Source organism: Ochrobactrum sp. AN78 (assembly GCF_029909885.1).
GTDB lineage: Bacteria > Pseudomonadota > Alphaproteobacteria > Rhizobiales > Rhizobiaceae > Brucella > Brucella quorumnocens.
In genome coordinates, this window is sequence record NZ_JASAMU010000006.1 from 88,891 (window position 1) to 101,582 (window position 12,692).

The window sequence follows — 12,692 nt, forward strand, 5'->3', positions numbered from 1 at the left end:
GCGGGAGCTCAAATGAATCCATTTGAGCTCGACACGCTTTAGCAAGCTTGAAGACATGCAAAATCGCCTCTAAATAGGAGGCATGAAAGTCAAAGACACAGATATCCTCATTATCCCCGGCTACACCAATTCCGGCCCCGATCACTGGCAGACCCGTTGGGAGAGCAAACTCTCGACGGCTCGGCGTGTCGAGCAGGCCGAATGGTCGAAACCCGTAAAGGACGATTGGGTCGCACAGCTTGTGAAAGCCGCCAATGAGGCCACAAAGCCTATTGTTCTGGTCGCGCATTCACTGGGTGTCGCGACCGCGCTTCACGCCATGCCGCACATTCAGCATAAGATTGCTGGCGCATTTTTTGTGGCACCACCGGACGTCTCAAATGAAAAGATCCGGCCCAAGCATCTTATGACCTTTGGTCCTTATCCGCGTGATCGTTTGCCTTTTCCGACGATCACAGTCGTCAGTCGCAACGATCCGTTCTCAAGCTTTGAAGCCGCAGAAGAGGTTGTGAAGGATTGGGGCGCGATGTTGATAGATGCAGGTGAATCCGGGCACATCAATTCGGAATCAGGCCACGGCCCATGGCCTGAAGGCTCAATGGTTTTTGCTGAATTCATGACCCAGCTGCAACCTGTAAAACATCACTAATTCAAAAAGTTATAAGTACATCTGATTAAATAGATTCATATCCAGTTTAAAAGCGGCAGATGACAATCCATCTGCCGCTTTTTTCTTATGCGCGAACAGCATCCACAAGCGTCTTGGCACCGAGGCGAATGTAGCCGCCGTCATTTCCTAATGTCAGAAACTGGAAGCCAAGCGGAATATAGCGACGTGCGAATTCTGCCGAAGGCGAGTAAATGCCTGCAAATTTCCCTGCAGCAGCTGCCTTGCGTGCAATGATACTAATCGGCTCGATGATTGCTTCGGAATCCGGATTGGCTTCGCGGCCATTGCTCCAGGCAATTGAGAAGTCGGCAGGACCAACGAATACGCCATCAATACCGCGTACATCGAGAATCGCATCAAGTGCGTCGTATGCATCGCGCGTTTCAATCATCGCGAAAGCCAGCGTGTCCTGATTGGCCGTCACGAGATAGTCATTCGAACCTGGCGCGCCGTAATCGGCATTGGCTCGGAAAACGCCCCACGAACGCTCACCAACCGGCGGATATTTCATCGCTGCTGCAAATCTGCGTGCATCTTCAACCGAGTTGATCATTGGCGCGATTACAGCCTGAGCGCCAAAGTCGAGCGCACGGCTTGCCATATCAAAACGTCCAACCGGAATACGAACGACGGGTGGCTTTCCTGCGTTCAGGATCAACCCAAGACTGCGCAGCACACTTTGCTCATCATGGCCACCGTGCTGCATATCAAGCGTTACAGCCTCAAGAGCACTGTGAGCCAAAACCTCAACTGTCAGTATTTCCGGCAAGGATGACCATGCGGAAAGAACTGTTTCTCCGGCACGAAGACGCGAAGACAAAGACATGCTTATTCCCCTACTCAAGAGCATTTCCTGTTTAGACTGAAACAATGGAAATGTTCTATCTATTTGTTTTTACGCGCATCTTTCTCCGAAAACCGGCTCCCGCTTTTCGGGATACGCTCCAAATGATAAGGGCGAAAATGCGCTTTGCATTTCCGCCCCTGAATATCATTTAGTCCTTTTGGACCTGCTGAATTGCTTCCTCGAGGAAAGCAAACATCTTCTCGCGAATGGTTTCGTCCGTCACTTTCACACTCGCCGCGTCGAAATCAGCACGCAGCTTGCGGAAGACGTCTTCATCACCCGCTTCTTCAAAATCAGCTGCAACAACTTCACGAGCATAGGCATCAGCGTCTGCATCGTGCTTGCCAAGCAATTCTGCGGCCCAGAGACCAAGAATCTTGTTGCGGCGAGCTTCTGCCTTGAAGCGCAACTCCGCATCAAGTGCGAATTTGCTTTCGAAAGCGTTGCGGCGGTCATCCATGCCAGTGGTCATTAATACAGCTCCCAAGACTTTAAGCATTTCCAGCAAAAGCAGTTAAGCTTTTGCATAAGACAATGCAGCAAAACAATTGCTTAGCGCGTGTACTGAGACTTATCCCAAAATTCAACACGCTCTAAGTTATGCGAGATCGTCATCCGTTCTCTTGCCTAAAGCTGGCAAGGGGCGCAAGATTATACAAGAGCCAAACAACACTTTCTTGATTTATCCGGCTCTGAATCACTTAAAACGGGGGAACGGGTACAAAGCAGGATTGTTAAAAGCCCACAATTGCTATACGTAGCCCGCGAGAATAGCGGCAAAAGCCGATCATCACATTTTTGGAAATCCGAGAAAAGCCATGAACCGTCGCCGCCGTATTTACGAGGGCAAGGCCAAGATTCTTTATGAAGGCCCTGAGCCCGGTACGCTTGTCCAATTCTTCAAGGATGACGCAACCGCGTTTAACGCGAAGAAGCATGAAGTTGTTGACGGAAAAGGCGTGTTGAATAACCGCATCTCCGAGCACATTTTCACCCAGCTTAACCGCATTGGAATTCCAACCCACTTTATCCGCCGTCTCAACATGCGTGAGCAGCTGATCAAGGAAGTGGAAATCATTCCGCTTGAGGTTGTTGTGCGTAATGTTGCTGCCGGTTCGCTGTCAAAGCGCCTCGGCCTCGAAGAAGGCACTGTTCTGCCACGCTCGATCATCGAGTTCTATTACAAGGCAGACGCGCTCGACGATCCAATGGTCACCGAAGAGCATATTACAGCTTTCGGTTGGGCAAGCCCTGCGGAAATCGACGACATCATGGCTCTTGCCATTCGCGTCAACGACTTCCTCACCGGCCTGTTCCTTGGCATTGGCATCCAGCTTGTTGACTTCAAGATGGAGTGCGGCCGTCTGTTCGAAGGCGATATGATGCGTATCGTCGTCGCCGACGAAATCTCGCCAGACTCAGCGCGTCTTTGGGATGTCACCACAAATGACAAACTCGACAAAGACCGCTTCCGCCGCGATATGGGCGGGCTGGTTGAGGCCTATCAGGAAGTGGCGCGCCGTCTCGGCATTATGAACGAGAACGAAACGCCTCGTCCTTCCGGCCCTACGCTTGTGAAGTAAAATCCGCACAGCCCGGCAACTCGCGTTCCGGGCTGTTTTCATTGTTGTTACGCGAGAGCGTTTACTGTTTTAACTGAACCATGCGAAACGCTCTAAGTAATTTTGTTTGTCGCATTATCCTACGCAAAACCGCTTCGCACTTTTGCTGGAAATGCTCTAGATCAGCAGGTACTACTCAGTGATCAAGGCACGCGTCACCGTTACACTGAAAAACGGCGTTCTCGACCCACAGGGCAAAGCCATTGTAGGCGCGCTCGGTAGCCTGGGTTTCGAAGGCATCAATTCTGCCCGTCAGGGCAAAGTCTTCGATCTCGAACTCGAAGGCTCGGACAAGGCAAAAGCTGAAGCCGATCTCAAGGCCATGTGCGAGAAGCTGCTCGCCAACACGGTTATTGAAGATTACGCGATCGTCATTGGCTGACAGGCTGCGGATTCAGATTATTTCTTGCGCGCCTTCAGAACAGCTGATGAGCGGTTTTGAAGGGCACTCAAATTCAAAGAGACGTAAAACGCCATGAAAGCAGCAGTCGTTCTTCTTCCCGGCCTTAATCGTGACCGCGATATGATTGCGGCCATAACAAAGATTTCTGGTCAGGCGCCTGTAACCGTCTGGCAGACTGATACCAGCATCCCCGACGATGTTGATCTGATCCTCATCCCAGGTGGCTTCTCCTACGGCGATTACCTGCGTTGTGGTGCAATTGCAGCCCGCATGCCCATTATGCAAGCTATTCGCGAAAAGGCCGATAAGGGCATAATGGTCATCGGCGTTTGTAACGGCTTCCAGATTCTCGTCGAAGCCGGAATGCTGCCGGGCGCTTTGATGCGCAACACTTCGCTGAAGTTCGTCTGCCGTGAAGTGAAGCTTGAAATCAGCAACGCCAATACCGCCTTCACACGTGGTTATCAGCCCGGCCAGATCATCCGTTGCCCTGTCGCCCATCATGACGGCAACTACTTCGCTGATGACGAAACGCTCAAGCGTATCGAAGGTGAAGGTCAGGTTGTATTCCGTTATGCGGACGGGACAAATCCAAACGGCTCGGTCAACGATATCGCAGGCATCGTCAATGCGCGCGGCAACGTCCTTGGCATGATGCCTCATCCTGAAAACCTGATTGAAGGTGCACATGGCGGAGATGATGGCCGCGCACTTTTTGCAGGCGCTCTCGGTATCGCTGCCTAAGCGATTAGCCGCTGATAAACAGATCAAATGGCCTTCGTTGCAAAACGGCGGCCATTTTTTATTGCCTTAAATCGGACGGTTCAATTGAGCTGGCAAATGAGAACTCCGTTCTCAGGGCCTAGCCTTGCACAAAAATTCATGGCAGCTTGATCGTCAGATACTTCCTGAATAAACCGAATCGGGGAACGATATCGATGCAGCTATATTCACGCCCACTCTCCCCCTATTCCGCTTTTGTACGTGGTGTTCTTTATCTCAAGGAACTACCGTTCAAACCTATTAACCTTCCCTATCCGTTTCCAGAAGACTTCATTCATGTGACGCCTTTAAAGCGTGTTCCGGTGCTGATAACCGGCTCTGGAGAGACACTATTTGAAGCAGCCGTTATCGCCGAATATCTGGAAGACCATTTTCCAGAAACGCCTGTTCTGCCCGGTAGTCCCCGGGAGCGTGCGCTCATTCGGCTTTTGGCACGCGTGACTGAACTCGAAGTGCTCGGGCCAGCGATGAAGCTGTTCATTCTGCTCAGCAAGCCTGAGAAGGACGACGCCACCATTGATCGACTGTTCACCAAGCTTCGTACAGGTTTAAGTGTGGTTGAATCACGGCTCACCGATCAAGCTTTTGCGCTTAGCGATGCGCCAACGCTCGCCGATGCGTGGCTGGTGCCTGTGCGGTTTCTCATGGAACCGCTGAAGAAGCTTTCTGGAAAATCAGATTTGCTGGAAGCTTACCCAAAATTCGACACATATGCGGTGAAAGCAAAGCAGGATCCGGTGTTCGAACTTATCTGGAATGAAATGAATGACGGGTTGAAGGCTTTCATGCCGCAGCTTGCCTGAGTTATCCCAACCAATACTAAGCGCATTCTTTAAACATGCGCTTTAACTATTTGTTCTTGCGCATTTACCTCCCACAAAACCGCTTCGCGCTCTTGCAGGAAATGCCTTAATATCTTGTTTCTACGCGTTTATCGGCCAGCCAAACCCTTGATGGCTCTGCTGAAAACGTTCTGATGGAGTCTTCCTTGAAGAATAAGACCATTGCGCTTGTAGCACTTCCAGCGCTTGCACTGTTTGCAGCTTGTACGCCGAAGCCTGCACCCGGCCCCGTTTCTATCGATTCCAATAAGGCAGCACTTCCGACCATGGAGCGCATAGCACTTGGGGCAAACAGCTGCTGGTTCAAATCCAAGGATAAGGATTTCCGCGGCTATACACTTGCACCGGAACTCAACTCGTTTACCGGGCGTCCACGTTTTCTGGTGGTGTCTTCGCGCAATTTGGCAGGACGGCCACTGCTTGTTGTCCAAGCCCAAGGCAACCCTGCCCGCATTGAGGCTTTTGGTCCGATGATGCAACAGGCGCATGGCGGCCGCATTGCCAAGGACATCAATCGCTGGGCGTCCGGTCAGAAGGACTGCTGATCCATTTTATCAGCCTACAGCATAATTCCTTAAACCTGAATCAGTTTAAGGAATTATGCTGTAAATATAGAGTGTTAGAGCGACCTTTGTGCGCCCAAGAAGGCGCACGGCGCTCTAGAGCGGGTCGCGCTTAATCGCACCCATGGCGCTCGCTCTAGATTCTTTTAACTATCGCATGTTCGTGGCAGCTCAAATGAATCCATTTGAGCGCGACATGCTTTAATCAGCATGTCCTTACGCCCAGAACCGGTTCCCAGTTTTGGATGCATGCTTTAGCGGATATGGAAGCGCACCTTGCGCGCTTCCTTGTGAGCCGCACCCCGCGTTATGCCAATATCCCGGAGTTGTTCATCCGTCAGGTCCATCAACTGAATGCGACTGCGGCGCAGCATGAGACGTAGAGAACACCAATCAACGAAACTCTGCCAGATCGGGCGCGGTGTATAAGAAACAACGCTTTCCCTGCCTTGCATTGTATCAATTGTATCTATTTCATCATGCTTGACTGACACATAGGTCATAGCACACTGCCTTCATTTCTGGGCTTCATCACTATTTTGCACCAATCAGGCGCCTGTGAAGTAAATACAATTGACTCAAATATCGATACAATGCTTATATTGTGACCATGACAAATTGGCTCCCAGACCTCACCGATAAATCCGGCCCTCTCTACCTTCAACTGGCTGATGCCATTGAAGAAGCAATTGTAGATGGCGCGCTGCCAGCCGGACAGAAATTGCCACCGCAACGTAATCTCGCCTATGATCTCAAGGTGACAATCGGCACAATTGGACGAGCCTATGCTCTCGCGCATGAGCGAGGACTTGTAACCGGTGAAGTCGGCCGCGGTACGTATGTACTGGGCAATCAAGATCGCAAGAATGCACCTCCGGCCTATTCAAGCGATGGCATCGCCGGTACGCGCGTTCAGGATGCTCCCCTCGATAAGGGGCGTTTCGATACGACTGCTGCACCCGATGTTGGGCAGAACGCCGTGCTTGAGCCGCTTATCGCGTCCGTTATCCGCAATTTCCCACATGAGGTCGTCAATTACACGCGGCATTTCCCGCAACATTGGCTGGAAGCCGGGCGACAATGGCTCAATCAGGAAAACGCGCCCGCCGATGCGAGTAACATCGTGATTACCAATGGCGCTCATGCGGGAGCAATCGCTGCAATCACGGCTTTTACCGCCCCCGGCGACCGGATCGTTTTTGAAGACCTCACCTATACGCAGGTCAGTCGTTCCGTGCGGATTACGGGGCGGCGCATCGCCATTGCTGCGAGTGACGAATATGGCATGATCCCTGAAGAGTTCGAGCGGGTCTGCAATCAACAGCACCCGGCAATGGCATTTCTGATGCCAAGCATTCACAATCCAACGCTCGCAACCATGCCCTATGAGCGTAGGTTAGCTATTGCCAGTATCGCAGCACGTCATAATGTCTGGCTTATCGAAGATGACACCTACGGGGTCATGACGCGATCAAACATACCGAAAATCGCTGATATTGCGCCGGAACGCACTTTCTTGCTGGGCAGTCTTTCAAAGGCTGTGACTGCCGGCTTGCGTTGCGGATGGGTCGCCTGCCCTCCGCATTGCGCGCAGCGTTTGCGCGTCACGCACAAGCTGATGACGGGAGGCGTTTCGTTTCTGCTTGCTGAAACCACCGCTCAAATGGTGCTTTCCGGTCAAGCGACAGCTCTTCTGGACAAATGCTCTGCTGAAATCGAATGGCGGGAGCAACTGGCCCGCAAAATCTTTGCCGGTTATGACTTTGTTTCTTCGCCGCACGTGCCAATCCTGTGGTTGAAGCTGCCAGAACCCTGGCTCACGAGCACATTCAAAGCAGCCGCATATGAAAACGGCCTGTTGATCGATGACGAAGACGAGTTCAAAGCTGGACGCATTGATCGGACATACCACCGGGTTCGCATTGCGTTTTCTTCGCCAACAGACCGTGCTCTGGTGGAAAATGGCTTCACAACTTTGCGCCAACTGCTGGAAAATGAACAAGCAGGCTATGAAGGCAGCATTTGAGCCGGGAAATCGGCATTTTCCTGTCGCGCTTCTGACAGAGTTAGGTTAAAGAGGCCCCTTGAAACCTTAGGTGTCCGCCCTTCGGCAGAAGTTTTCGGGTACCGCAGCCTGCCACGGGGTCCCTCAGCTCAATGACTATTTCCAATAAGCGCGACATCACGCCGGAACTTATCTCTGCCCACGGCCTCAAGCCGGACGAATATCAGCGTATCCTCGACCTGATCGGACGCGAACCAAGCTTCACGGAGCTCGGCATTTTCTCGGCCATGTGGAATGAACATTGTTCCTACAAGTCGTCGAAGAAGTGGCTGCGTACACTCCCGACAACCGGCCCTCGTGTTATTCAGGGCCCCGGCGAAAATGCCGGTGTTGTGGACATTGGCGATGGCGATTGCGTCGTCTTCAAGATGGAAAGCCATAACCACCCATCTTACATCGAGCCTTATCAGGGCGCGGCAACTGGCGTTGGCGGTATTTTACGTGACGTGTTCACAATGGGTGCTCGCCCGGTGGCAGCAATGAACGCACTGCGCTTTGGCGAACCTGATCATCCAAAGACCCGCCATCTTGTTTCCGGCGTTGTTTCCGGCGTTGGCGGCTACGGCAATGCTTTCGGCGTTCCGACCGTTGGCGGCGAAGTGAACTTCGACAAGCGCTATAACGGCAATATTCTCGTCAATGCATTTGCTGCAGGCCTTGCCAAACACGACGGCATCTTCCTGTCCGAAGCCAAAGGCGTTGGCCTGCCGGTTGTCTATCTTGGGGCCAAGACAGGTCGTGATGGCGTTGGTGGCGCTACTATGGCATCGGCAGAGTTCGATGAATCCATTGAAGAAAAGCGTCCTACTGTTCAGGTTGGCGATCCATTTACTGAAAAGTGCCTTCTGGAAGCCTGCCTTGAGCTGATGGCTTCGGGCGCAGTTATCGCCATTCAGGATATGGGTGCCGCTGGCCTCACCTGCTCGGCTGTTGAAATGGGTGCCAAGGGCGATCTTGGTATCGAACTCATTCTCGACCACGTTCCTGTACGTGAAGTAAACATGACAGCTTATGAAATGATGCTGTCCGAAAGCCAGGAGCGTATGCTCATGGTTCTCAAGCCGGAAATGGAAGAAGAAGCGCAGGCAATCTTCCGCAAATGGGGCCTCGATTTCGCAATTGTCGGCAAGACCACCGACGATCTGCGGTTCCGCGTCATCCATCAGGGCGAAGAAGTTGCCAACCTGCCGATCAAGGAACTTGGCGACGAGGCTCCTGAATATGATCGCCCATGGATGGAACCGGGCAAACATGCTCCTCTGCCAGCAAGCAATGTGCCTCAGGTTGAAGACTATTCTGAAGCCCTGTTGAAGCTTATCGGTTCGCCTGATGGCTCATCGCGTCGTTGGGTTTATGAGCAGTACGACACACTCATTCAGGGTAATTCTTTGCAGCTCCCGGGTGGCGACGCAGGCGTGATCCGTGTTGAAGGTCACGACACCAAGGCTCTCGCCTTCTCGTCGGACGTCACACCGCGCTATTGCGAAGCCGATCCGTTTGAAGGCGGCAAGCAGGCCGTTGCCGAATGCTGGCGCAATATCACTGCGACCGGTGCCGAGCCACTGGCTTCAACCGATAATCTCAACTTCGGCAATCCCGAAAAGCCGGAAATCATGGGTCAGCTGGTCAAGGCTATCGAAGGCATTGGCGAAGCCTGCCGTGCGCTTGATTTCCCGATCGTTTCTGGCAACGTATCGCTCTACAATGAAACCAATGGTCAGGCGATCCTGCCAACACCAACCATCGCTGGCGTTGGTCTGATCCCTGATTGGTCACAAATGGCCAAGATAGGCGGCATGCAGGACGGCGATACGCTGGTACTTTTGGGCGCCGACGGCACGCATCTCGGCCAGTCCGTCTACCTGCGAGATCTGTTTGACCGCGCTGATGGCCCTCCTCCGCCTGTTAATCTTGCGTTTGAAAAGCGCAACGGCGAATTTGTCCGTTCGGCGATCCGCAATGGTCAGGTAACTGCTTGTCACGATTTGTCCGATGGCGGCCTTGCAATTGCAATTGCTGAAATGGCAATCAAATCAGGCAAGGGCGCTGTGCTTGACGCAGGTGACGGCCTGCCTCATGCGGCTCTCTTCGGTGAAGATCAGGCGCGCTATGTTATTGCCGCAACGCCAGAAATGGCAAAGCTCATTGCATTGAATGCCGAAGGTGCCGGGATTCCATTCCGCGTACTGGGCACAGTCGGTGGCGATCGCTTGCAATTCACAGGAACCGTGGACGTTGCTGTTGCTGATCTCAACCAGGCTTTTGAAGGTTGGTTCCCAGGCTTCATGAGCGGTGAAGCGGCAGTCGACAACTAAACCTTATAGGACAGAACCATCACCAATGAACGCCCGGCTGGGGACACCTTGCCGGGCGTTTGCTTGCCGACAATTTAAGCCTTCGCTTTTCGCGTTATCCGAAGCAATACCGCTGCGCACTTTTGCTGGAAATGCTGTAGACAGTTCAATGTTGACGTATCACGATGATACGTTACGATTCGATGTACCTATTTGTTCTTCGCATTATCCAACGCAAAACCGCTATGCACGTTTGTTGGGAATGCTATAAAAAGCCAGAAATGGCGGGAGTTTTTGCATGGCTATGGACGCTCATGAGATCGAAAAACTGATACGCGAAGGGATTCCCGGCGCAAAGGTTACGATCCGCGACCTTGCCGGAGATGGAGATCATTATGCTGCCGAAGTGGTCGCGGAAAGCTTCCGTGGCAAGTCGCGCGTTCAGCAGCATCAGATGGTTTATGACGCTCTAAAGGGTAATATGGGCGGCGTACTTCATGCGCTCGCCCTTCAGACCAGCATACCGGAATAACTGAAATACACCGCCTCTGATTATTACGCTTGCGGGACAAACTATCTGGGCATGGAAACGTGCAAGAGCAGCATCGGAATTAACAATTAGAGGCGGTGATTTTCTTCCTGCGGCAAGATGTTGCCCCCAATCTAGCCCGAATTCGCGCTAATTTGACTTGCTTTCACCTCTAGAGGGTGATTACCAAAGCTCAGCTTACTATATTGAGGTAGAACCTCTCCCTACGCGGGCCGGGATTTGAACCGGCATCCTGAAAGGAATTGAAATGACCGGAATCAACGATTTTATCGACAATGAAGTGAAGACCAACGATATCGTGCTGTTCATGAAGGGCACGCCAGGCTTCCCACAGTGTGGTTTTTCCGGTCAGGTCGTACAGATTCTTGACTATCTCGGAGTCGACTATAAAGGCGTTAACGTGCTCGCTTCCGACGATATCCGTCAGGGCATCAAGGATTATTCCAACTGGCCAACCGTCCCTCAGCTCTATGTCAAGGGCGAGTTCATTGGTGGCTGCGATATCGTACGCGAAATGTTCCAGTCAAACGAATTGCAGACACTTTTTGCTGACAAGGGTATTGCCACCAAGGCTGCTTGAGGATTAATTACCCCTCATACGGCTTTTGCCTCCGTTTTATTCTAAAAGGCGCCGATTAGTGGCGCCTTTTATATTGGCCTGATATTCAGGCTAAGCGGGTCTCGCCCGCCAGACTTGTTTAAGAAATCTCCGATCTCACGCCGCCTGTTCTGCAAGTGGCACATAATTATGCCAAGGAATACCAGTCATGCCGCTAGACATCAGGAACGGTTCGCCGGACCAGAAAGCATCCATGCGCGGACGCACCGAATTTATTGCTCTTATCGCTGCAATCATGGCAATCAATGCGCTTGCGGTTGATATCATGCTGCCCGGTCTGCCGCAGATTGGAGCTAGCCTTGGGGTTCTCACTGAAAACCACGCGCAGTTTGTCATCACGGCCTATCTGTTGGGCTTTGGCGTATCGCAGCTGTTTTACGGCCCACTGAGCGACCGCTTCGGTCGACGACTGCCGCTATTTGGTGGCTTGGCGATCTATATTCTCGCAGCTCTCGGAGCTGCGGTTGCAACCGATTTTACAACGCTCATTGTCTTGCGCGTGCTACAGGGGCTGGGTGCCGCAGCAACACGTGTCATTGCCGTTTCCGTCGTGCGTGATCGCTTTGCCGGACGCCAGATGGCTGAAGTCATGTCGCTTGTCATGATGGTTTTCATGATCCTGCCAGTCATAGCGCCGGCCACGGGACAGCTGATCATGTTGTTTGGCGAATGGCACCTGATCTTCCTCTCGATGGCGATAATGGCCGCGGTTGTCGCCGTCTGGGCCTATATCCGCCTGCCTGAAACCCTGCCCGTTGATCATCGCCGTCCGCTTACAGTGAAGAGTGTTATTGGAGGTTTCGGTATTGTTCTCTCCAACCGTGTTGCTCTTTTCTACATGTTCGGCACGTCATTCATTCTCGGCGCGTTGTTTGGCTACATCAATTCCGCGCAGCAGATTTTCGTCGGCATATACCAGCTCGGCACGATGTTCCCACTGGCTTTTGCTGCCGTGGCAATGACGCTTGCACTCGCCTCATTCCTTAATTCGCGCCTTGTCGGGCGTTACGGAATGCGCCGAATTTCGCAGACAATGTTGCTGGTATTCGTCGGCTTTAGCCTACTTTGGGTTGTGCTTTCAGTAGTGTTTAGTGGCCCTGTGCCGTTCTGGATTCTGATGGCGATCTACATGACTATCATGTTCTCGTTCAGCCTGGTTGTATCAAATTTTAACGCCCTCGCCATGGAGCCACTCGGTGAAGTGGCTGGCACGGCATCCTCCGTTCTGGGTTTTGCACAGACGGTGATCGGTGCAGCACTTGGCGCAGTCATCGGTCAGGCATTTGACGGAACGACGACGCCTGTTGCAGCAGGTTACTGTGTGTTGGGCTTCATTGCATTCATCTGCGTTTTGATTGCGGAGCGTGGTAAAATGTTCAAACCGCACAACAAACCGATCTGATTATCAATTAAAAAGCCCGCCAATTGGCGGGC

The 12,692-nt window shown here is 52.3% G+C and carries 14 protein-coding genes; 11 read left to right on the top strand and 3 right to left on the bottom strand.

Annotation, left to right across the window (positions count from 1 at the left end):
- Positions 1-82 precede the first annotated feature (82 nt).
- Positions 83-649 (top strand): alpha/beta hydrolase, encoded by a 567-nt coding sequence (locus tag QBD00_RS12955; protein ID WP_318579712.1) that lies wholly within the window; start codon positions 83-85, stop codon positions 647-649.
- Between the two features lie 85 nt (positions 650-734).
- On the opposite strand, the gene QBD00_RS12960 is transcribed toward QBD00_RS12955, so the two are convergent.
- A complete protein-coding gene (locus QBD00_RS12960) occupies positions 735-1,502 on the bottom strand; it encodes an HpcH/HpaI aldolase family protein (protein ID WP_264231817.1) in 768 nt (255 codons plus the stop codon).
- Between the two features lie 163 nt (positions 1,503-1,665).
- Positions 1,666-1,989 carry a DUF1476 domain-containing protein gene (locus QBD00_RS12965; RefSeq protein WP_095446472.1) on the bottom strand — a complete coding sequence of 108 codons (324 nt, stop codon included), beginning with the start codon at positions 1,987-1,989 and terminating at the stop codon, positions 1,666-1,668.
- Positions 1,990-2,335: 346 nt separating this feature from the next.
- Between QBD00_RS12965 and purC the strand changes: the two genes are divergently transcribed.
- The 5 genes from purC to QBD00_RS12990 all read left to right on the top strand — a co-directional run bounded on the left by purC (position 2,336) and on the right by QBD00_RS12990 (position 5,712).
- Entirely contained in the window at positions 2,336-3,100 is a 765-nt protein-coding gene (gene purC / locus QBD00_RS12970; protein ID WP_095446471.1) for a phosphoribosylaminoimidazolesuccinocarboxamide synthase, read from the top strand.
- A 178-nt stretch (positions 3,101-3,278) separates the two neighbouring features.
- Complete coding sequence (purS, locus tag QBD00_RS12975) at positions 3,279-3,521, top strand: phosphoribosylformylglycinamidine synthase subunit PurS (RefSeq protein ID WP_094576949.1); 243 nt, start codon at positions 3,279-3,281, stop codon at positions 3,519-3,521.
- Between the two features lie 93 nt (positions 3,522-3,614).
- Positions 3,615-4,286 (top strand): phosphoribosylformylglycinamidine synthase subunit PurQ, encoded by a 672-nt coding sequence (purQ, locus tag QBD00_RS12980; protein WP_151096058.1) that lies wholly within the window; start codon positions 3,615-3,617, stop codon positions 4,284-4,286.
- A 194-nt stretch (positions 4,287-4,480) separates the two neighbouring features.
- Entirely contained in the window at positions 4,481-5,128 is a 648-nt protein-coding gene (locus QBD00_RS12985) for a glutathione S-transferase family protein (protein WP_318579713.1), read from the top strand.
- A gap of 185 nt (positions 5,129-5,313) precedes the next feature.
- Positions 5,314-5,712: a hypothetical protein gene (locus QBD00_RS12990; RefSeq protein WP_095447878.1), complete on the top strand. Its 399-nt coding sequence runs from the start codon at positions 5,314-5,316 to the stop codon at positions 5,710-5,712.
- A gap of 272 nt (positions 5,713-5,984) precedes the next feature.
- Here QBD00_RS12990 and QBD00_RS12995 read toward each other — a convergent pair whose 3' ends face one another.
- The gene (locus QBD00_RS12995) at positions 5,985-6,233 is read right to left on the bottom strand and encodes a DUF1127 domain-containing protein (RefSeq protein WP_095446468.1); all 249 of its coding nucleotides are present in this window, start codon (positions 6,231-6,233) and stop codon (positions 5,985-5,987) included.
- A gap of 107 nt (positions 6,234-6,340) precedes the next feature.
- Here QBD00_RS12995 and QBD00_RS13000 point away from each other — a divergent pair, with 107 nt between their 5' ends.
- From QBD00_RS13000 to QBD00_RS13020, 5 genes are all read left to right on the top strand, one after another.
- Positions 6,341-7,756 carry a PLP-dependent aminotransferase family protein gene (locus QBD00_RS13000; protein WP_264232831.1) on the top strand — a complete coding sequence of 472 codons (1,416 nt, stop codon included), beginning with the start codon at positions 6,341-6,343 and terminating at the stop codon, positions 7,754-7,756.
- 131 nt (positions 7,757-7,887) lie between these two features.
- On the top strand, positions 7,888-10,110 hold the full coding sequence (purL, locus tag QBD00_RS13005; protein WP_318579714.1) for a phosphoribosylformylglycinamidine synthase subunit PurL: 2,223 nt from the start codon (positions 7,888-7,890) through the stop codon (positions 10,108-10,110).
- A gap of 277 nt (positions 10,111-10,387) precedes the next feature.
- Positions 10,388-10,621: a BolA/IbaG family iron-sulfur metabolism protein gene (locus tag QBD00_RS13010; protein WP_134153339.1), complete on the top strand. Its 234-nt coding sequence runs from the start codon at positions 10,388-10,390 to the stop codon at positions 10,619-10,621.
- A 265-nt stretch (positions 10,622-10,886) separates the two neighbouring features.
- Complete coding sequence (grxD, locus tag QBD00_RS13015; protein WP_095446464.1) at positions 10,887-11,219, top strand: Grx4 family monothiol glutaredoxin; 333 nt, start codon at positions 10,887-10,889, stop codon at positions 11,217-11,219.
- 187 nt (positions 11,220-11,406) lie between these two features.
- The gene (locus QBD00_RS13020; protein WP_095446463.1) at positions 11,407-12,660 is read left to right on the top strand and encodes a multidrug effflux MFS transporter; all 1,254 of its coding nucleotides are present in this window, start codon (positions 11,407-11,409) and stop codon (positions 12,658-12,660) included.
- The last annotated feature ends 32 nt before the right edge of the window (positions 12,661-12,692 follow it).